The organism is Stenotrophomonas sp. YJH_SMC_40 (genome assembly GCF_059368615.1).
Genome location: NZ_JCAFRX010000008.1, coordinates 184,555 through 203,163, shown reverse-complemented (window position 1 = coordinate 203,163; position 18,609 = coordinate 184,555). Strand labels below are relative to the sequence as shown.

At 66.8% G+C, this 18,609-nt stretch carries 16 protein-coding genes; 8 read left to right on the top strand and 8 right to left on the bottom strand.

Annotation, left to right across the window (positions count from 1 at the left end):
• Window positions 1-2 precede the first annotated feature (2 nt).
• A complete protein-coding gene (locus AC5P6X_RS16430; RefSeq protein ID WP_049448947.1) occupies window positions 3-1,148 on the bottom strand; it encodes an efflux RND transporter periplasmic adaptor subunit in 1,146 nt (381 codons plus the stop codon).
• A gap of 129 nt (window positions 1,149-1,277) precedes the next feature.
• On the opposite strand from AC5P6X_RS16430, the gene AC5P6X_RS16425 reads away from it, so the two are divergent.
• Both AC5P6X_RS16425 and AC5P6X_RS16420 read left to right on the top strand, forming a co-directional pair.
• On the top strand, window positions 1,278-1,994 hold the full coding sequence (locus tag AC5P6X_RS16425) for a response regulator (RefSeq protein WP_005413196.1): 717 nt from the start codon (window positions 1,278-1,280) through the stop codon (window positions 1,992-1,994).
• Entirely contained in the window at window positions 1,994-3,070 is a 1,077-nt protein-coding gene (locus AC5P6X_RS16420) for an ATP-binding protein (protein WP_049448945.1), read from the top strand. The genes AC5P6X_RS16425 and AC5P6X_RS16420 overlap by 1 nt, the downstream gene beginning before the upstream one ends.
• On the opposite strand, the gene AC5P6X_RS16415 is transcribed toward AC5P6X_RS16420, so the two are convergent.
• From AC5P6X_RS16415 to AC5P6X_RS16405, 3 genes are all read right to left on the bottom strand, one after another.
• Complete coding sequence (locus AC5P6X_RS16415; protein ID WP_123958523.1) at window positions 3,048-4,844, bottom strand: Lnb N-terminal periplasmic domain-containing protein; 1,797 nt, start codon at window positions 4,842-4,844, stop codon at window positions 3,048-3,050. The two genes, AC5P6X_RS16420 and AC5P6X_RS16415, sit on opposite strands and share 23 nt — an antisense overlap.
• A gap of 34 nt (window positions 4,845-4,878) precedes the next feature.
• Complete coding sequence (locus tag AC5P6X_RS16410; RefSeq protein ID WP_049447145.1) at window positions 4,879-5,178, bottom strand: DUF2388 domain-containing protein; 300 nt, start codon at window positions 5,176-5,178, stop codon at window positions 4,879-4,881.
• Window positions 5,179-5,240: 62 nt separating this feature from the next.
• Window positions 5,241-6,629, bottom strand: coding sequence for an FAD-binding oxidoreductase (locus AC5P6X_RS16405; RefSeq protein ID WP_329756804.1), 1,389 nt, complete (start codon window positions 6,627-6,629; stop codon window positions 5,241-5,243).
• Between the two features lie 169 nt (window positions 6,630-6,798).
• On the opposite strand from AC5P6X_RS16405, the gene serA reads away from it, so the two are divergent.
• Window positions 6,799-8,040: a phosphoglycerate dehydrogenase gene (gene serA, locus AC5P6X_RS16400; RefSeq protein WP_019661444.1), complete on the top strand. Its 1,242-nt coding sequence runs from the start codon at window positions 6,799-6,801 to the stop codon at window positions 8,038-8,040.
• A gap of 94 nt (window positions 8,041-8,134) precedes the next feature.
• On the opposite strand, the gene AC5P6X_RS16395 is transcribed toward serA, so the two are convergent.
• Window positions 8,135-8,749, bottom strand: coding sequence for an NUDIX hydrolase (locus tag AC5P6X_RS16395; RefSeq protein WP_123958521.1), 615 nt, complete (start codon window positions 8,747-8,749; stop codon window positions 8,135-8,137).
• A gap of 133 nt (window positions 8,750-8,882) precedes the next feature.
• Between AC5P6X_RS16395 and AC5P6X_RS16390 the strand changes: the two genes are divergently transcribed.
• On the top strand, window positions 8,883-10,358 hold the full coding sequence (locus tag AC5P6X_RS16390) for an amino acid permease (protein ID WP_005409456.1): 1,476 nt from the start codon (window positions 8,883-8,885) through the stop codon (window positions 10,356-10,358).
• An 82-nt stretch (window positions 10,359-10,440) separates the two neighbouring features.
• The gene (locus tag AC5P6X_RS16385) at window positions 10,441-11,868 is read left to right on the top strand and encodes an amino acid permease (protein ID WP_049407148.1); all 1,428 of its coding nucleotides are present in this window, start codon (window positions 10,441-10,443) and stop codon (window positions 11,866-11,868) included.
• 267 nt (window positions 11,869-12,135) lie between these two features.
• On the opposite strand, the gene AC5P6X_RS16380 is transcribed toward AC5P6X_RS16385, so the two are convergent.
• Together AC5P6X_RS16380 and AC5P6X_RS16375 are read right to left on the bottom strand one after the other, a co-directional pair.
• Window positions 12,136-12,507, bottom strand: a complete 372-nt coding sequence (locus AC5P6X_RS16380; protein ID WP_329756801.1) for a hypothetical protein — start codon at window positions 12,505-12,507, stop codon at window positions 12,136-12,138.
• A 207-nt stretch (window positions 12,508-12,714) separates the two neighbouring features.
• Complete coding sequence (locus tag AC5P6X_RS16375; RefSeq protein ID WP_032957971.1) at window positions 12,715-13,089, bottom strand: hypothetical protein; 375 nt, start codon at window positions 13,087-13,089, stop codon at window positions 12,715-12,717.
• 252 nt (window positions 13,090-13,341) lie between these two features.
• Here AC5P6X_RS16375 and AC5P6X_RS16370 point away from each other — a divergent pair, with 252 nt between their 5' ends.
• The 3 genes from AC5P6X_RS16370 to mtnC all read left to right on the top strand — a co-directional run bounded on the left by AC5P6X_RS16370 (window position 13,342) and on the right by mtnC (window position 15,332).
• Window positions 13,342-13,983: a methylthioribulose 1-phosphate dehydratase gene (locus AC5P6X_RS16370; RefSeq protein WP_088435781.1), complete on the top strand. Its 642-nt coding sequence runs from the start codon at window positions 13,342-13,344 to the stop codon at window positions 13,981-13,983.
• 92 nt (window positions 13,984-14,075) lie between these two features.
• Complete coding sequence (locus AC5P6X_RS16365) at window positions 14,076-14,633, top strand: 1,2-dihydroxy-3-keto-5-methylthiopentene dioxygenase (RefSeq protein ID WP_005409451.1); 558 nt, start codon at window positions 14,076-14,078, stop codon at window positions 14,631-14,633.
• Between the two features lie 3 nt (window positions 14,634-14,636).
• Window positions 14,637-15,332, top strand: a complete 696-nt coding sequence (mtnC, locus tag AC5P6X_RS16360; RefSeq protein ID WP_099497644.1) for an acireductone synthase — start codon at window positions 14,637-14,639, stop codon at window positions 15,330-15,332.
• 652 nt (window positions 15,333-15,984) lie between these two features.
• Here the strand turns inward: mtnC and AC5P6X_RS16355 are convergent.
• Window positions 15,985-18,603: a beta-mannosidase gene (locus AC5P6X_RS16355; protein WP_329756798.1), complete on the bottom strand. Its 2,619-nt coding sequence runs from the start codon at window positions 18,601-18,603 to the stop codon at window positions 15,985-15,987.
• Window positions 18,604-18,609 lie beyond the last annotated feature (6 nt).

Genomic DNA, 18,609 nt, shown 5'->3' with positions numbered 1-18,609 from the left:
GCTCAGCCCTTGCTGCCGGCCTGCACCGCGCCGGCGCTGGCGACCGGCATCTGCCAGTCGCGCGCATCGACCACCACGCCTTCCTGCAGGCGTTCCTGGCCTTCGACCACCACCTTTTCGCCCACCTTCAGGCCGGTGCGCACCAGCCATTGGCGATCGACACTACCGTCCACTTCCAGCGTGCGGATCACCGCCTTGCCATCGCCACCGATCACCCAGGCATAGGCCTGGCCACCGGCACTGCGCAGCACGGCCTGCTGTGGCACGGTCAGTGCGCTGGCCGGCGCACCCCGCGGCACCTTCGCGCGCACGTACATGCCGGGCAGCAGCTGGCGCTGCGGGTTGTCGACCAGGATGCGCAGGATCACATCACCGGTGCGCGCATCGACATTGATACCGGAGAACAGCATCTGGCCACGTTCGGGCAGTGGCTTGCCGGCCGCACCGATGATCGTCACCGGCAGCTCGCCGCCACCGGCACTGCGTTGCAGCGACTCGAGCTGCGCCGCTGGCTGGCGCACATCGACGTAGACCTGGTCGATCTGCTGCACCACCGCCATCGGCTCGGCATCGGCCACGCCGACCAGTGCACCTTCGGTCACCAGGGCCTGGTCGATGCGACCGGCAATCGGTGCACTGACCGTTGCATAGCGCAGGTCGAGCTGGCGGCGGGCCAGGATCGCGCGCGCCTCGTTCACCGCGGCACGGGCCTGTTCGTACTCGGCACTGGCATCGTCGCGGTGCTGCTGGCTGACCGCCTGCGCGGCCGCCAGCGCATGCAGGCGCTGCGACTGCACGCGACTGCGGCCCAGGGCTGCCTCACTGCGCTGCAGCGCGGCCAGTGCCGAGTCAACATCGGCACGGAACGCCGCCGGATCGATCTGGAACAGGGCCTGGCCGGCGCGCACTTCCGCACCCTGCTCAAACAGCCGGCGCTGCACGATGCCGCCCACCTGGGCACGGATCTGTGCGGTGCGTACGGCGGCCACGCGGCCGGGCAGTTCGTCATCGCGCTGCACGAACTGCGGGCCGACCGTGACCACGCTGACGCGCGGTGCCGCTTCGGGCGTGGCTTCGGGGGCGGAGCAGGCCGTCATGGCCAGGGCGAGGGCCGCGATCAACGCGACCGGAGTCCTGAAGGTTCTCATTGCTGTGCACAATGCCGCGCGGGCGGCTGATAGGTTCTGAAGCGTGCAGTCTGCGGGGCGATGATGGGGTTTCGATGGAGGAACTGTGGAGATACGATGGAGGCAAGCACCTTAAGGCCCCGCCCCTGCATGCATGCCTCCCCTGCCCTCGCCGCCCTCGTCCTGATCGTCGAGGATGAGGCCGAGATCGCCGATATTCTTACCGCCTACCTGGAACGCGAAGGACTACGCACCCTGCGTGCCGCCGATGGCCACAGTGCACTGGACCTGCACCGCAGCGCCCGCCCCGACCTGGTCCTGCTCGACGTACAACTGCCGCGGCTGGATGGCTGGAGCGTACTGACCCAGCTGCGCCAGCGCGGCGAAACGCCGGTGATCATGCTGACCGCGCTGGACCAGGACCTGGACAAGCTGACTGCGCTGCGCATGGGCGCCGACGACTACGTGGTCAAGCCGTTCAATCCAGCCGAAGTGGCAGCGCGCGTGCGCGCCGTGCTGCGGCGTACGCTGCGTGGCTCGCGGGTGGACGCACCGACCGCACTGCGCGCGGGCCCGTTGCTGATCGACTCGGCCACCCATGCCGTGCATGTGGAAGGCGACGGCTACAGCCACGAAGTGCTGCTCACCCTCACCGAGTTCAAGCTGCTGCACTGCATGGCGCTGGCGCCGACCCGCATCTTCAGCCGCAGCGAACTGATGCACGAATGCCTGCCGGAAAGCGAGGCGCTGGAGCGCACGGTCGACAGCCATGTCAGCAAGCTGCGCCGCAAGCTGGATGAAGTGGGCATGGTCAATGTTCCGGCCAGCGTGCGCGGTGTCGGCTACCGGTTGATGGCCGACCGCTGATGGCCCGCCTGCGCCGCTCCGGGCTCAGTCGCCACATCATCGTCTCGATGTCGCTGATGGTGATCGGCGTCATCGTGATGATGATCCTGTCGTCGTGGCTGCTGTACGCGGTGCTGGTCGAGTTCTTCCCCGGCAGTGCCGAAGAGCCGGAAAGCTGGCTGCCGACCGGGCCAGAGCTGGCATGGATGGTCGGGGTGATCCTGACCGGCCTGGCACTGGCCATCGCCGCCTCGTTCCGTCTTGCCCATCGCATCCTGTCGCCGTTGAATTCACTGGTTGACAGCGTGCGCGCGCTTGCCGGCGGCGACCTCGGTGCGCGCGCCAGCGCCCAGGAAAACTCGCCCGGCGAAGTGGCCACCCTGGTCGAGGATTTCAATGCGATGGCGCGCCGCCTGCAGCACATGGAGAGCGAGCGCGCGATGTGGCATGCGGCCATTGCCCATGAACTGCGGACTCCGGTGACGATCCTGCGTGGTCGCCTGCAGGGGCTGGCCGAGGGCGTGTTCCAGCCAGATGAATCCCAGTTCCGCAGCCTGCTGGCACAGGTCGAAGGCCTCTCACGCCTGATCGAGGATCTGCGCGTGTTGAGCCTGTCCGACAACGCGCGGTTGGACGTACGACGCGCGCGCACCGACGTGGTGGCCGAAGTGCATTCGGTGATGACCCTGGTCGACCCGCAGTTCCGCGCCGCCGGCTTCGTGCTGGAGCTGGAAACCAGCCGCGAGGAACACAACGCGCACTGTGACCCGACACGCTTGCGCCAGGCCCTGCTGGCACTGCTGGAGAATGCGCGCCGCTACGCCAGCCCGGGCAAGGTGCGGATTGCCGTGCACGACACGCCCGGACACGTGCAGGTGGCGATCGAGGACGAAGGCCCGGGCATCGACCCGGAACTTCACACCGACATCTTCACTCCGTTCATGCGCGCCGACGGCTCGCGCTCGCGCCAGGGCGGCGGCAGCGGGCTGGGCCTGGCGGTGGTCAAGGCCATCGCCGATGCACATGGCGGCCGCGTCTACTGCATGCCCGGCAGCGTCGGCGGCAGCCGCTTCGTCATCGAGCTTCCGCGCCAGTAGCGGGCGTGGCTGCCTGTTCCCGCAGGCGTGCGCCGAGCGCGGCGAGGTTGGCATCGATCGCATCCATCTCGTTGCGCTGGCCCGCCGGCAACTGCTGGCGCAGCTGCACGCGCAGCGCCTGCCAGGCCGGCACCGCCTCTGCGCTGGCAGTGGCAACCGCGTCGGCCAGCACCGCCTGCTCATCGGCAAGCGGCAACCCGTAGCCATCGTCGACCAGCAGCGTACCCGGGCGCAGCCATTGCCCGCTTTGCTCCAGCAACCCCCGCAGGCTGCGCGTTTCAGCGCTGTGCGGTGCGGCCAGCAGGCGCCGTTTCAGCACATCGCGCGCGCGCAGTTCGGCGCGGCGTTGCGCAGCCTGTTCCAGCAGCAGCAGCCCGGCGCTGGCACGCAGGTCACCCTGCAGCAGCCACTGCGCACGCTGCTGTGCGGGCAGCTTCAGCCAGGCGCGCACATCGCGCACCGGCAGCCCCAGCTGTGAGCTCGCCACCGCGAACAACTGCTGATAGTGATCGCGCGCCGAGGCAAAGTAGTAGCCCTGCACCTGCGCTGCATTCCGGTCCGTCAGCACCTGCTCGTCCAGCACATGCAGCCGGGACAGCCGACGCTTCAACCCGCGCGGACTCAGCTGGGCCAGCCCGGCCTCCCCCAGGCGCGGCACACCCGCCTGCAGCAGCTTTGCAGTTTCCACCGCGCAGTTGTTGCTGACGAAGTAATAGCGCCCGTCATAGCTCCAGTGCACCTGTGCAGTGCGCTCGAGCAGGCCGGCGATCTCGCCGGGCGACAACTGCAACGGCAGCGACTGCAACCCACGCAGTTCCACCTTGGTGTACTCGTCCACCACCTGCTGCAGCGGCAGCACGAACAGGCGCGAGGGATAGCCGCCGGTCAGGCCACGCCAGTTGGAAATCTGCACATCACCTACGAATGCGCGGAACGACAGCACGCGGTGGTACTCCAGGTCCAGGCGGCAGTCTGGCCCCGGCGCACGGCCCGGCCGGCAGATCACCAGCCGCAGCATGCTGTGCCCCCAGCGGCTCATCGGCTGCGCACTGCCTTCGGCGAACAGGTAGTCCACGGCGTAGACGCGCGAAGGATCGAGCTGCAGCAGCGATGCCGCACCCTCTTCCGATTCGGCCTGCAGCAATGGCAACGTGGCCGCGCAGTGCGACTGCGGCAGCGATGGCGGGGTTCCGAAATGGGCCTGGTACCACTGCGCCAGCGCCGGGCGCCGGCAGGCAAACTCGCTGTCGAGCACGAAATGCTCGGCGTTCACTGCCAGGTACTCGGCCGGATCCTTCAGTTCATAGGCATCCGGACTACGGTCACGGAAGTCGTTGCCACCACGGCCGAGATGCCAGGGCTTGCGCTGCCATCCGGCCAGGTCGCGCCAGCGCGCACTGCGCGACCAGTTCGCGCCGCTACGGTCTGCAACATGGGTCAGTTCATGCACCAGCGCGCTGCGTCGTGCACGGCGTGCGCCGGGCACAGCATCATCCAGCAGCTCGCGACGCAGGTCGATGCGGCCGGCGAAAGCGCGACCATGCACATCGGCCGGCAGGTGGTCGCTCCAGCGCACCTGCACGTGTGCTGGCAATGCGCGCAGCAGACCATCTGGCAGCAAGGACTGCACGTCGGCCAGGGTCTGCATCGCCACCTGCTGCTGTGCAGGGCTCAGCCCTTCCGGATCCAGGCGCAGGTCTCCGCTGGCATGTGCGGCCGGAACGGCCAGCAGTAGAGCCAGGCCATGCCTGGCTGCGTTCCGTGCAGATGTCATGGCGTTGCCAGCCAGCGGCCGGCACTACCCGGGATCAACGCGCCAGCAGCGCGCGGGCCAGTTCCAGGTCGCTCTGCTGCTGCGCGGCAGCGCTCTGCTCACGCAGGTGCACCAGTGCGGCCTGCAGGCGGGCGCCACGGATCTGGCCATCGCTGGCGACGAACGCAGCGGCATCGTCGCGTGCAGCCAGCACCACCTTGTCGTCACCCGAGCTGCTGCCCGAGGATCCCGAGGAAGCACCGGTGGCGGAACCGGCCGAGGTGCCGGCGAAGCTGGAAGCGAAGCCGGCCAGCGGCAGGGACAGCAGGGCGAGCAGCAGAAGCGGACGGGTCATCGGTTCGAAGCCGGTTGTGAGGATGCGTGGAGCGTAACGGGTGTGTGAAGGATTTGCCCGGCTCAAACGTCGAACAGCTTGCCCGGATTCAGCCGCGCTTGGGGATCGAACGCACGTTTGACCGCCTTCATCAGGGCGATCTCGGCCGGGCCGCGGGTGCTGTCCAGGTAGCCCTTCTTGACCAGGCCGATGCCGTGTTCAGCCGAGATGCTGCCATCGAACCGGGCCAGCACCTGCGCCAACAGCTTGGTCACCTGCTCGCACTGCGCGACGAAATCGGCGTCGCTGGTGTCATCGGGCTTGAGCACGTTGATGTGCAGGTTGCCGTCACCGATATGACCGAACCACACCACATCGAAGTGCGGGTAGGCCTGCCCGATCAATGCCTGGGTCTCGGCCAGGAACGCCGGCATCGCCGAGATCCGCACCGAGACGTCGTTCTTGTAGGGCTTGTAGCGCGCCAGCGATTCGGTGATGCCTTCGCGCAGGCGCCACAACTGGGCAGCCTGGGCATCGCTGGCACTGATCACGCCGTCGCTGACCCAGCCGTTGCCCATGCAGTCCTCGAAGGCCGCCATCGCCGCCGCTTCCTGCGCTTCGTCGTTGGCGGCGAACTCGGTGACCACGTAATACGGGTGCACCTCGTCGAACGGTGCCTGCGCACCATGCGCCAGCACGTGCTCCAGCGCCCGGTCGGTAAAGAATTCGAAGGCCTGCAGCTGCAGCCGCGCGCGGAACGCGGCGAATACCTGCATCAGCACTTCGAAGCTGGGCAGCGCCAGCAGCATCACGTTACTGGCCGGCGGCGGATCGGTCAGCTTCACCGTCGCTTCGACGATCACGCCCAGCGTGCCTTCCGAACCGATCAGCAGCTGGCGGAAGTCATAGCCGCTGGAGTTCTTGATCAGGCCCTTGTTGAGCTCCAGCAGTTCGCCGCTGGCGGTAACCACCTTCAGCCCGGCGATCCACTCGCGGGTGTTGCCGTAGCGGATCACGCGGATGCCGCCGGCATTGGTGGCGATGTTGCCGCCGATCGTGCAGGAACCACGCGCGGCGAAATCCACCGGGTAGATCAGGCCGTGGTCCAGCGCGGCGTTGTGCACGGCCTCCAGCGGCATGCCGGCCTGCACCACCAGGGTGCGATCGACCGCGTCGTAGGCCAGCGCCTTGTTCATCCGCTCCAGGCTGAGCACCAGCTCGCCGTTGGCAGCCACCGCGCCACCGGAGAGGCCGGTACGGCCACCGGACGGCACCACGGCCACGCCCTCGCCTGCGCTCCAGCGCATCACCGCCTGCACTTCCTCGACCGTGGCCGGCAGTGCGATCGCCAGCGGCGCCGGCGTCCAGCGCCGGGTCCAGTCGCGCCCGTAATGCTCCAGGTCGGCCGGGTCGGTCTTCAGCTTCAGGCCGGGACAGGCGTGCTGCAGCGAGGCAATGCGGGAATCGGTCATGGCGGTCCAGCGCGGTGCGTGAAGAACGGGCAAGCGTGCCAGCGGCACGCGCCAGCGTCCAGCCCCGCCGCGCTGCAGATAGCTACGGATGCAACCAATTGCGCACTGCACCATGGGCGCTTCGATCTGGCATAGTGGTCAGCCCCTGTCCCACTGGCCGTGTCGCCCCATGTCGCCGAAGAAGACCTCGTTCCCCAAGCAGGATATCCGCGTGCTGTTGCTGGAGGGGGTCAGCCAGACCGCCGTGGAGGTGTTCAGCGCCGCCGGCTACAGCCAGATCGAGGCACACACCAAGGCACTGCCCGAGGACGAACTGAAGGCGCGCATCGCCGAGGCGCACATCGTCGGCATCCGTTCGCGCACCCAGCTCAGCGCCGAGGTGCTGGCCGAGGCCAAGCGCCTGATCGCGGTGGGCTGCTTCTGCATCGGCACCAACCAGGTCGACCTGGACGCGGCCGAGCTGGCCGGCATCCCGGTGTTCAACGCGCCCTATTCGAACACCCGCAGCGTGGCCGAGCTGGTGATTGCCGAGGCCATCATGCTGACCCGTGGCATTCCGCAGAAGAATGCCGAGTGCCATCGCGGCGGCTGGTCGAAGTCGGCCAGCGGCAGCCATGAGGTGCGCGGCAAGACCCTTGGCATCATCGGCTATGGCCACATCGGCACCCAGGTCGGCGTGCTGGCCGAATCGCTGGGCATGCAGGTGATCTTCCACGACGTGGAAACCAAGCTGGCGCTGGGCAATGCGCGTGCTGCGGCCAGCCTGGACGACCTGCTGGCCCGCGCCGACATCGTCACCCTGCACGTGCCGGAGACCCCGTCCACGCAGTGGATGATCGGCAGCACCGAGCTGGCGAAGATGCGCAAGGGCGCGCACCTGATCAACGCCGCGCGCGGCACCGTGGTCGACATCGATGCGCTGGACGCGGCGCTGGCCAGCGGCCACGTCGGCGGCGCCGCGCTGGACGTGTTCCCGGTCGAGCCGAAGGGCAATGGCGATATCTTCGAATCGCCGCTGACCCGCCACGACAATGTGATCCTGACCCCGCACGTGGGCGGCAGCACGCTGGAGGCGCAGGACAACATCGGCGTGGAGGTGGCGGCCAAGCTGGTGCGCTACAGCGACAACGGCAGCACCCTGTCGGCGGTCAACTTCCCGGAAGTGACCCTGCCCGAACACGAAGACAGCCTGCGCCTGCTGCACATCCACCAGAACGTGCCGGGCGTGCTGTCCAAGGTCAACGAGATCTTCTCGCGCCACAACGTCAACATCGACGGCCAGTTCCTGCGCACCGACCCGAAGGTGGGCTACGTGGTGATCGACATCACCGCCAGCGAGGCACAGGCCGCCGCCGTGCGCGACGAACTGGCCGCGATTCCGGGCACGCTGCGGACGCGCATTCTGTATTGACGCGCGTCCCGCCTTGCACTTGTAGAGCCGAGCCCATGCTCGGCTGCGGTTCCGGCCCGCATCGAGCCGAGCATCGGCTCGGCTCTACAGGTTGCTAGCGCGCCAACCACCGGCGCGCCATGCGCTGCATGGATTCATCCGATTCGGGGTCGGCCGCGACTTCGGTCACCGGCCGCCATGCCAGGTCAAGTGACTCCTCGCTGGGCACGAATGCCTCGCCACCGAGCGCGCGGATCACGAAACGCACGTCGTAGTGCCAGTGCCCCGGCACGTCCTTGCGCTCCGGGATCCAGTGCTTGTCCAGATCGAAGATGGCCGGATCTTCCAGCACCAGGCCGCTCAGGCCCGACTCCTCCTCGGCTTCCTTCAGTGCCACCTGGGCCAGGTCGCGGTCACCGTCGGCGTGGCCGCCCAGCTGCAGCCAGCGTTGCAGCTTGCGGTGGTGGGTCAGCAGCAGGCGCTGGCCATCGGCACTGACCAGCCAGCAGCTGGCGGTGAAGTGGCCGGCCAGGCGCTCGCGGCGGAACGAATCTTCCGGATCGTCCAGCAATGTGCCGAATTCGGCAGCCAGTGCGTCGTGGGCAGGCTCACGGCGGGCATAGTCCCGCAGCAGGCCACGCAGGCGATCGTCAAGCACGGCAAGGGTTTCGGCGGTCTGGCGCATGAATGGGGGCGGTCTGGAAAAATACTGCTCATTATCGCCGTTCATTGTTGCGATTGCGCTTGTGCGTTGGCTTCAGCTTTGGCTAAGGTACAGCGGGCCGTTCGCGCGGCCTTCACCATTCCAGGGTTGCCGGCAACGTATCGGCGGCCCACCCCATCCGATCACTAGGAAGTACTGCATGCTGAAAGCTCTGTTGAGGGTCAAGCCGGTTGAACCGGCCGGGCACGTCGATGCCGGCGAACCCATCGAAGGCAGCCTGGACGGCGAAGCCACGTTGAAACGGACCCTCACGGCTAAACACCTCATCCTGCTTGGCGTGGGTGCGGTGATCGGCGCTGGTATCTTCGTGCTGACCGGCCAGGCCGCGGCCAACCATGCCGGCCCGGCGGTGATGCTTTCGTTCGTGCTGGCCGGTTTCGCCTGTGCCCTGGCGGGCCTGTGCTACGCCGAGTTCGCGGCGATGATGCCGGTCTCCGGCAGTGCCTATTCGTACTCCTACGCCACCCTGGGCGAAGGCATGGCCTGGTTCATCGGCTGGTGCCTGGTGCTGGAGTACCTGTTCGCCTCGGCCTCGGTCGCGGTGGGCTGGTCGGCATACCTGATCAGCTTCATCACCACCACCTTGCACATGCCGTTCCCGGACCTGCTCAGCGCCGCGCCCATCGCCTGGACCGGCAGCGAGTTCGTCTCCTCCGGCAAGCTGTTCAACCTGCCGGCGGTGCTGATCGTGGCGGCGGTGTCCGGCCTGCTGTACGTGGGCGTGACCCAGTCGGCCTTCGTCAACGCCATCATCGTGGCAATCAAGGTCACCGTCATCTGCCTGTTCATCGGCATCGGCGCGGCCCATATCGACCCGGCCAACTGGCAGCCGTTCATCCCGGAAAACACCGGCGTGCCGGGTGAGTTCGGCTGGAGCGGCATCTTCCGCGCCGCCACCATCGTGTTCTTTGCCTACATCGGCTTCGACGCGGTCTCCACCGCCGCCGGCGAAACCAAGGACCCACAGCGCAACATGCCGATCGGCCTGCTCGGCTCGCTGGCGGTGTGCACCATCGTGTACATCATCGTCTGTGCGGTGCTGACCGGCATGATGCCGTACCACCTGCTCGGCACCGACAAGCCGGTGGCGACCGCGCTGGAGCCCTACCCGACCCTGTCCTGGCTGAAGACGTTCGTGGAAATCGGCGCCATCGCCGGCCTGTCCTCGGTGGTGCTGGTGATGATGATGGGCCAGACCCGCATCGCCTACACCATCTCCCGCGACGGCCTGCTGCCGAAGTTCTTCGGCAAGGTCCACGCCCGCTTCCGCACCCCGTACGTCGCCACCATCGTGGTCGGCGTGATCGCTGCCGCGCTGGCCGGCCTGGTGCCGCTGAACGTGCTCGGCGAACTCGTCTCGATGGGCACCCTGCTGGCCTTCGCCACCGTCTGCGTCGGCGTGCTGGTGCTGCGCTATACCAAGCCGGACCTGCACCGCCCGTTCCGCGTGCCGATGGTGTGGATCATCTGCCCGCTCGGCGCGGCCACCTGCCTGTTCCTGTTCTGGCAGGCGTTCGTGGTGCACTGGCACCTGTTCGTCGGCTGGACCCTGCTCGGCCTGCTGATCTACCTGGGCTACGGCATCCGCAACAGCAAGCTGGCCAAGTCGCCCTGATCCGCCTACGGGCCGGCCTCGCGCCGGCCCGTCCGTTTTCCCCGCGCGCCGCCCGTGGCGCGCTTCGACAAGACCACCACACATGTTCAAGCAACTGTGGGCCACCAAGCACCCGCATGCCGCCCATGAAGACGCCAACGGCCTGAGCCTGCGCCGCCACCTCGGCCCCTGGGGCCTGACCGCCCTCGGTATCGGCGCGGTGATCGGCGGCGGCATCTTCGTCATCACCGGCCAGGCCGCCGCCAACCACGCTGGCCCGGCCATCATGCTGTCGTTCGTACTGGCCGCCATCTGTTGCGCCTTCTGCGCACTGGCCTATGCCGAGTTCGCCTCGATGGTGCCGGTCTCCGGCAGCGCCTACACCTACACCTACGCCACCTTCGGCGAGCTCTCGGCCTGGTTCATCGGCTGGATGCTGGTGCTCGAGTACGGCGTGTCCGCCTCGGCGGTCGCAGTCAGCTGGACCGGCTATTTCCTCAGCCTGCTCAGCCAGTTCGACATCCATCTACCGGCGGCGCTGGTCAGCGCCCCACTCGATGCACAGCTGCGCCCCACCGGCGCGATCGCCAACCTGCCGGCCGCTGCGCTGGTACTGCTGCTGACCTGGCTGTGCTACGTCGGCATCAGCAAGTCCTCGGCGATGAACATGGCAATGGTCGTGCTGAAGACCGGCCTGATCCTGCTGGTCATCGTGGTCGGCTGGAAGTACGTGGACACCAGCAACTGGACGCCCTTCATCCCGGCCAACGAAGGCCCCGGCAAGTACGGCATGGAAGGCGTGCTGCGTGGCGCGGCGATGGTGTTCTTCGCCTACATCGGTTTCGAAGCGGTGTCGGTGGCGGCGCAGGAATCGAAGAATCCGCAGCGTGACATGCCGTTCGGCATGATGCTGTCGCTGGTGATCTGCACCGTGCTGTACATCGCGATGGCTGCGGTGATGACCGGCCTGGTGCCGTTCCAGCTGCTCGGCACCGACGAGCCGGTGGTGACTGCCGTGGCCGCGCATCCGCAGCTGGGCTGGCTGCGCTGGGTGGTCGAGGTCGGCGCGCTGGTCGGCCTGTCCTCGGTGGTGCTGGTGATGATCATCGGCCAGCCGCGCATCTTCATGATCATGGGCCGCGACGGCCTGCTGCCGCCGGTGTTCACCAGGATCCACCCGAAGTACCGCACTCCGCACATCAACACCGTGATCACCGGCATCGGCATCGCGCTGCTGGCGGCGCTGTTCCCGCTGGACATCCTCGGCGAGCTGACCTCGATGGGCACGCTGATCGCGTTCGCCGCAGTCTGCGCCGGCGTGCTGATCCTGCGCCGTACCCAGCCGGACCTGCCGCGCCCGTTCCGCATGCCGATGGCGTGGCTGATCTGCAGTCTGGGCGTGCTGAGTTGCCTTGCCCTGCTGTCGGCGATGACGATGCACAACTGGATGCTGATGGGGGTGTGGACGTTCGTCGGTTTCGTGATCTATTTCTGCTACGGCTTCAGGCACAGCCGCCTGCGGGTGAAGTAAAGGGATTGCAGGGCCTGCGGCCCTGCACCCGCCTTTGAAGCCGGAGCAACGGCAACGGCAACAGCGGGTCTGAGGGTTTGGCGGGGAGGGGCGAGATTGCGGGGGGCGCTGCAAGTACATCCCTGTAAGCTCGGTCGCCGCATCCATGCGGCTCACGCCCCCGCAACCTCACCCCTCCCCACCTTCGACACTCTCCCGGCGCATCCGGTGGATCCACGCCATGCGTGGATGATGGTCATTCCCAGCGACCAGGGCGCCCGACGATGATCATCTGCGGCCAAACCAGATGGTCTTCTGTATCCAGCCTGCGCCGCCCATGCAGCCCATGAAGTGCTCGTGATTCTCCTTGGCGTTGACGTCCACGGTGTGGCGCTCGGTCTTTGGCATCAGCATCTTCTTGTATTTGCCATCCACGTCGCATGTCTCGCCTTCCTTGCAGACGGTCAGCACCTCGATCTCCTCGGTGCGCTCGACAACCTCAATCTTCTCCGGCCACTTCTCGTTCGCTTCGGCCCTGCAGTGCCAACGCGACTCATCCAGCGGATCGGCATGGTCGCTGAAGCGTGCCCATTCGGTCGCACAACCGCCGGTCAACAGCGCAAGCCCCGCAGCAACGGCCAGTCGCATACACGTAGCCATCTCCCTCATCCTTCTCGATTTCCGGTCGCTGCACGCGCTCGTACTTTCCGTCCACGTCGTACGTGTTCTTGTCCTGCCCCCTGCTCGTCTCCAGCCTCAGCGCCTGAACGGTTCGCAGAGCCACGTCATTCTCCGCTGGCCACTGTTGCCTCGAGTCCGTTGAGCAGCAACCGGTCGAGCCGCTGCCGTCCGCCGCGCCGGCTCCGCCTAGCGGCGATTGAACCAGATGAGCTGCTGCTGCCAGCCGGCACCGGCCATGCAGGCATTGAACTCGCTGCTGCGGTCGGACGCATTGACGTCCACGATGTAACTCTCCTCTTTCGGCATGGGTACCATGTTGTACTTGCCGTCAATGGCGCAGACTTCATCAAGCCTGCAGGGCACCTTGCGGTCTTCGTAGACGGTGCGCGTGGCCACTTCATTCCTGACCGGCCAGTGATCGTCGGCCTGCGCCCTGCAACTCGAATGGGCGGGGCCGAATGACCGCGCACCCGCATCCATCTTCACCCATTCCATCGTGCAGCCACTGCTGGCAAGCATGATGCCAATCGCCCCCATCATCCCCATCGCGCGCGCGATCATCGAAGTACTCCTTTCCTTGGCGCTCGCCGGAACTTCTGCGGCAATCCGATGATGTTTCGCGGCAAGAGGGCTGTCCACGACCGGAATCGCTTCCAGCGGGAGCGCTGCCCTCCCCATTCAGCCAGCGCTGTGCTTGCCTCGATCCAACCCCTGCGCGCCGCCTGCCAGCACACCGCTTCGCGTTGCCCACGCAGCAGGCAGGCGGTACCCGCGCGGGCCCAGCATCGGGCCGGATCACGTAAAATGCCGTCCATGGACACCACCACCTTTCCCTACGACACCGCCCGCCTGGGCGAACTGGCCCAGCTGCTGATCGACAACGTCCGCGAACTGGCCCAGGCCGGCTGGACCCCGGCCACCAGCAGCAACTTCTCCCACCGCCTGGACGACCGCCACGCCGCGATCACCGTCTCGGGCAAGGACAAGGGCCGCCTGATCGAGGACGACATCATGGTGGTGGACTTCGACGGCCAGGCCGTGGGCCGCCCGTTGCGCCCCTCCGCCGAAACCCTGCTGCACACCCAGCTGTACCGCCGCTTCCCGGAAATCGGCTGCGTACTGCACACCCATTCGCCGGTGCAGACCATTGCCTCGCGCCTGTACGCGCCGCAGGGTCATGTGCACCTGGAAGGCTACGAACTGCTGAAGGCCTTCGCCGGCAACAGCACCCACGAGATGGCCATCGACGTACCGGTGTTCGCCAACACCCAGGACATGAACGTGCTTTCGAAGCAGGTCGATGATCTGCTCGACCGCCAGAACCTGTGGGGCTACCTGATCGACGGCCACGGCCTGTACGCCTGGGGCCGTGACATGGCCGAGGCGCGCCGTCATCTGGAAGCCTTCGAATTCCTGTTCCACTGCGAACTGGAACTGCGCAAGCTGCGCGGCTGAACCCGTGCGCAGGTGCAGATGCCGATCCGGAATCTGCGCCTCGTCCCCACCCTGCTACCCTGTCTTCCCCCCGAGACGTTCAAGCTGCCGCCATGAGCCGACTGCGCATCTACGACGACACCCGCCCCGAATCGCCGCTGCTGGACACCCAGGACGGCGCGGTCATTGCTGCCGAACTGCAGAAGATCGGCGTCACCTTCGAGCGCTGGCAGGCCACCGCGCCAGTCGCGCCGGGCGCCAGCCAGGAGGAAGTGTTCGCTGCCTACCGTGCGGACATCGACCGCCTGGTCGCCGAGCGCGGCTTCAAGAGCGTGGACGTCGCCTCGATCGCCCCGGACAACCCCAACCGCGCCGAGCTGCGGAAGAAGTTCCTCGACGAGCACTTCCACAAGGAAGACGAGGTGCGCTTCTTCGTCGCAGGCTCCGGCCTGTTCACCCTGCACGTGGGTGACAAGGTCTATGAGATCGAGTGCGTGAAGGACGACCTGATCGCCGTGCCCGATGGCACCACCCACTGGTTCGACATGGGCGATGAACCGAGCTTCGTGGCGATCCGCTTCTTCACCGAGCCGGACGGCTGGGTGGGTCATTTCACCGGCACCGACATCGCGCAGAAGTTCCCCCGTTACGTACCTACCCAGGCGTCCTGATCCATGCAGCCCCGCGTCATCCTGACCGACATCGAAGGCACCACCAGCAGCATCTCGTTCGTCAAGAACGTGCTGTTCCCCTATGCCCGCAAGGCCTTGCCGGCGTTCGTCGCCGAACATGGCCAGCAGCCGGAGGTCCGCCGCTGGCTGGACGCGGTGGCTACCGAGATCGGCGGCGCCTGCCAGGACAGCCTGGTCGCCGAGACGCTGCAGGGCTGGATCGACCAGGACCGCAAGCACACCGCGCTGAAGGCGCTGCAGGGCCTGATCTGGGATGAAGGCTACCGCCGCGGCGACTACACCGCGCACTTCTACCCGGAAGTGGCGCCGGTGCTGAAGGGCTGGCACGCTGCCGGCCTGCCGCTGTACGTGTACTCCTCCGGCTCGGTGCCGGCGCAGAAGCTGTTCTTCGGTTTCAGCGATGCCGGTGACCTCAGCCCGCTGGTGTCGGGCTGGTTCGATACCGAGATCGGTGGCAAGCGCGAGGCCGACAGCTACCACCGCATCGTGCAGGCGATCGGCGTGCCGGCCGGCGAGATCGTGTTCCTGTCCGATGTGGTGGAGGAATTGGACGCCGCCCGCGAAGCCGGCCTGCAGACCCGCCTGATTGATCGCCTGGATGACTACCCGATGCCGCGCATCGGCCAGGCCGCCAACGGCCACGAGCGGGTCGAGAACTTCCAGCAGATCCAGCTGTAAAGAAGAGAGGTGTGCGGACCAACGGTCAGCACCTACCCGTCTCCGCGTCTGGTGGATGCCAACCTGGGTTGGCATGTTCCGGGTGTGCCAACCAAGGTTGGCACCTACCAAAACAGCATGTGCCGCCCTCAACGATCGAGGTGCGCGGACCAACGGTCCGCACCTACCCGGCTCCGTGTCTGGTAGATGCCAGCCTTGGGTGGCATGTTCGGGGTGTGCCAACCAAGGATGGCACCTACCCAAACAGGATGTGCCGCCCTCAACGATCGAGGTGGGCGGACCAACGGTCCGCACCTGCCCGTCTCCGCGTCTGGTAGATGCCAACCTTGGTTAGCATGTTCGGTGTGTGCCAACCAAGGTTGGCGCCTACCAAAACAGGATGTGCCGCCCTCAACGATCAAGGTGTGCGGACCAACGGTCCGCACCTGCCCGGCTCCGCGTCTGGTGGATGCCAACCTTGGTTGGCATGTTCGGGGTGTGCCAACCAAGGTTGGCACCTACCAAAACAGGATGTGCCGCCCTCAACGATCGAGGTGGGCGGACCAGCGGTCCACACCTGCCCGGCTCCGCGTCTGGTGGATGCCAACCTTGGTTGGCATGTTCCGGGTGTGCCAACCCAGGTTGGCACCTGCCAATGCGGGATACGCCGCCCTCAACGATCGTTGAGGGTCTTCAGCTTCATTGCTTCGCGCAGGGCAGTCAGGTCCACCGGGCCGCGCACCGCAATGTCCCGGGTCTCGCCCGGCAGCAGGTCCAGCAGGTTGTCTTCGACCTGCACATCCAGCGCGCCGAAATCGATCCACGTCGCGCGCACGTAAGCCGCGCTTTCCAGGCGTAGACGATAGTGATCGCCTTCGATGGACAGGGTGGCCTTCAGCTTCTGCCGCGGCAACACCTGGTCCTTGGCTTCGAGGAATCCGACGACCTGGCGGGCACTGACCGCCCCGTTCTGCAGCAGCTCGAACACGGCCACCGTGCGCTTCGGATCGGCACCGGCCAGCAGCTCGGCATCGCGGAAATCACCAATCGAGGTGACGCCCGCCGCCGTCAACGTCACCGCGTCCTCGCGACGACGCAGCACCTTGCCATCCACATCCATCACCCGCAGCCGCCAACGTGCATCTGCGGCAGCGCCATCATTGATCAGGCGCACCCGCGTACTGCCCTCATCACGCAATGCCGCCAGCGTGATCGGCGCGAAGAAGCGCCGCGCGGCAAAGTGCAATGCCTTCCAGCGACCGAAGTAGTCCACGCTGGACCATGAAGCACCCGGCCAGACGTCGTTGAGCTGCCAGTACAGCGAGCCCATCGTGTACGGCCGCGAGGCGCGATGGTGCAACGCGGCCAGCGCGATGCCATCGGCCTGCATCACCTGGCTGAGGTAGACGAAGTCCTCGAAGTCCTTAGGCGTGCCGTAGCCCAGTTCGATGTAGTGCAGCAGGCGGCTGTTGCCCTCGCCGGCCATGAATTTCTGGTGCGCGCGGATCACCGGGCTGTCGATGCGCTGCTCGGCGCGGGTGGCGATCTGGTCCACGGTGGCCACCGACGGCCATGCCTGCAGGCCGTACTCGGACATGAAGCGCGGCGTCTCGCGCAGGTAAGCCTGAACCGGCAGCGCCGGATTGCCCCAGACCTGCCAGTAGTGCTTGTCGCCACGGGTCGAGTCGTTGGCTTTTTCGTCAAGGTCGTTGCTGGGCGAGCTGGACCAGTACGGTACGCCCAGCCCCTCCTCGCCCACCACCTGGCGCAGGTCGTTGCCGAACAGATCGACGTAACCCTGCCAGACCTTTGCCGCAAACGCCGGGTCGGCCGCCTTCAGGTCACGGCCGTGGCCCCAGTCCTTCCATGCGGTTTCTTCCTCATTGTTGCCACACCACAGCACGATGCTGGGGTGATGGCGCAGCCGGCGCACATTGTCGCGTGCCTCGGCCACCACGCTGGCACGGAAGGCCGGATCGTAGCCCGGCTGCATGCCACCACCGAACATGAAGTCCTGCCAGACCAGCAGGCCCAGTTCGTCGGCGATGTCGAAGAAGGCATCGTCCTCGTAGTAGCCGCCCCCCCAGTTGCGCAGCATGTTCATGTTGGCGTCGCGTGCGGCGGTCAGCACCTGGCGCAGGCGCGCGGCGTCGACCCGTGCGGGGAAGGCATCGAACGGAATGACGTTGGCGCCCTTTGCGAAGATCTCCACGCCGTTGATGACGAAAGCGAAGCCCTGCCCGCCCTTGCCGTCTTCCTCGCGGCGCAGTTCAACCGTGCGCAGGCCGATACGCTGCTCGCGCACCAGCGCTGCATCGGCGCCATCATCCAGGCGGACCTGCACGGTGTAGCGGTCCTGTGCACCGTGGCCGACCGGCCACCAGCGCTGCGGCTTGACCAGTTCGACCGGTACTTCGACGGCGTTCTGGCCGGGCTTCAGCAGCACCGTGCGCTGCACCTGGGCCACGCTGCGACCCTGCGGATCGCGCACATCGACATTCACCACCGCAGAACCGGCCGCTGCGCCTTGCTCCATCTCCAGCAGCACGGCCAGCTTCGCCTGCTCCGCGCTCAATGCATCGGTACGCACGGCAAGATCGGTCAGGCGGTGCGCATCCCAGGCCTGCAGGTCGACCCCGCGCCACACGCCGGCGGTGACATAGCGCGGGCCCCAGTCCCAGCCGAAGTGATAGGCCGGCTTGCGCGCGAAGTTGCCGACCATCGCTTCCTTGGGCTCATCGCCATACGGCGACGGGTAATTGCCAGCGATCTTGTGCGGCATCGCCTGTACACCGGGAAGCAGTGTGCGGATCGGCGAACGGAACACGATCTGCAGTTCATTGCCATTCGCGCGCAGGCGCCCGTCCACGCGCGCACGCCAGGTGCGGTGCGCGTTGTCCGCGTGCAGCAGCGGCCTGCCGTTGAGGCTGACTTCGGCATAGGTATCCAGCCCGTCGAAGCGCAGCTCGGCATTGGGCTTGGCCAGTGTCGCCGCATCCACGTCGAAGCGGGCGCGGTACTCCCAGGCAGCCAGCCCGATCCATTGCAGCTCTGCCTCAGGCGCACCGACGTACGGATCGCGGATCAGCCCGTGGGCGAGCAGGTCGGTGTGCACGCTGCCCGGCACCTTCGCCGCACGCCACTGCTGCAGGCCCGGGTGGGCGGCGCCCTGCGCATCGCCGGGCAGCATGCGGAATTCCCATCGCGCCTGCAGCGGGGCTGCAGTTGCCGGGAAGGCGGAGACTGCGATCAGCAGCAGGAGCAGACGGACAACGAGGGAAAGACGATGCACGCGGAG

Coding starts and splice junctions, on each gene's coding strand:
- mtnC (WP_099497644.1), top strand. CDS start 14,637: ATGCAGCCCCGCGTCATCCTGACCGACATCGAAGGCACCACCAGCAGC.
- AC5P6X_RS16410 (WP_049447145.1), bottom strand. CDS start 5,178: ATGACCCGTCCGCTTCTGCTGCTCGCCCTGCTGTCCCTGCCGCTGGCC.
- AC5P6X_RS16375 (WP_032957971.1), bottom strand. CDS start 13,089: ATGATCGCGCGCGCGATGGGGATGATGGGGGCGATTGGCATCATGCTT.
- AC5P6X_RS16405 (WP_329756804.1), bottom strand. CDS start 6,629: ATGACCGATTCCCGCATTGCCTCGCTGCAGCACGCCTGTCCCGGCCTG.
- AC5P6X_RS16380 (WP_329756801.1), bottom strand. CDS start 12,507: ATGGCTACGTGTATGCGACTGGCCGTTGCTGCGGGGCTTGCGCTGTTG.
- serA (WP_019661444.1), top strand. CDS start 6,799: ATGTCGCCGAAGAAGACCTCGTTCCCCAAGCAGGATATCCGCGTGCTG.
- AC5P6X_RS16425 (WP_005413196.1), top strand. CDS start 1,278: ATGCATGCCTCCCCTGCCCTCGCCGCCCTCGTCCTGATCGTCGAGGAT.
- AC5P6X_RS16395 (WP_123958521.1), bottom strand. CDS start 8,749: ATGAACGGCGATAATGAGCAGTATTTTTCCAGACCGCCCCCATTCATG.
- AC5P6X_RS16430 (WP_049448947.1), bottom strand. CDS start 1,148: ATGAGAACCTTCAGGACTCCGGTCGCGTTGATCGCGGCCCTCGCCCTG.
- AC5P6X_RS16385 (WP_049407148.1), top strand. CDS start 10,441: ATGTTCAAGCAACTGTGGGCCACCAAGCACCCGCATGCCGCCCATGAA.
- AC5P6X_RS16370 (WP_088435781.1), top strand. CDS start 13,342: ATGGACACCACCACCTTTCCCTACGACACCGCCCGCCTGGGCGAACTG.
- AC5P6X_RS16415 (WP_123958523.1), bottom strand. CDS start 4,844: ATGACATCTGCACGGAACGCAGCCAGGCATGGCCTGGCTCTACTGCTG.
- AC5P6X_RS16390 (WP_005409456.1), top strand. CDS start 8,883: ATGCTGAAAGCTCTGTTGAGGGTCAAGCCGGTTGAACCGGCCGGGCAC.
- AC5P6X_RS16365 (WP_005409451.1), top strand. CDS start 14,076: ATGAGCCGACTGCGCATCTACGACGACACCCGCCCCGAATCGCCGCTG.
- AC5P6X_RS16420 (WP_049448945.1), top strand. CDS start 1,994: ATGGCCCGCCTGCGCCGCTCCGGGCTCAGTCGCCACATCATCGTCTCG.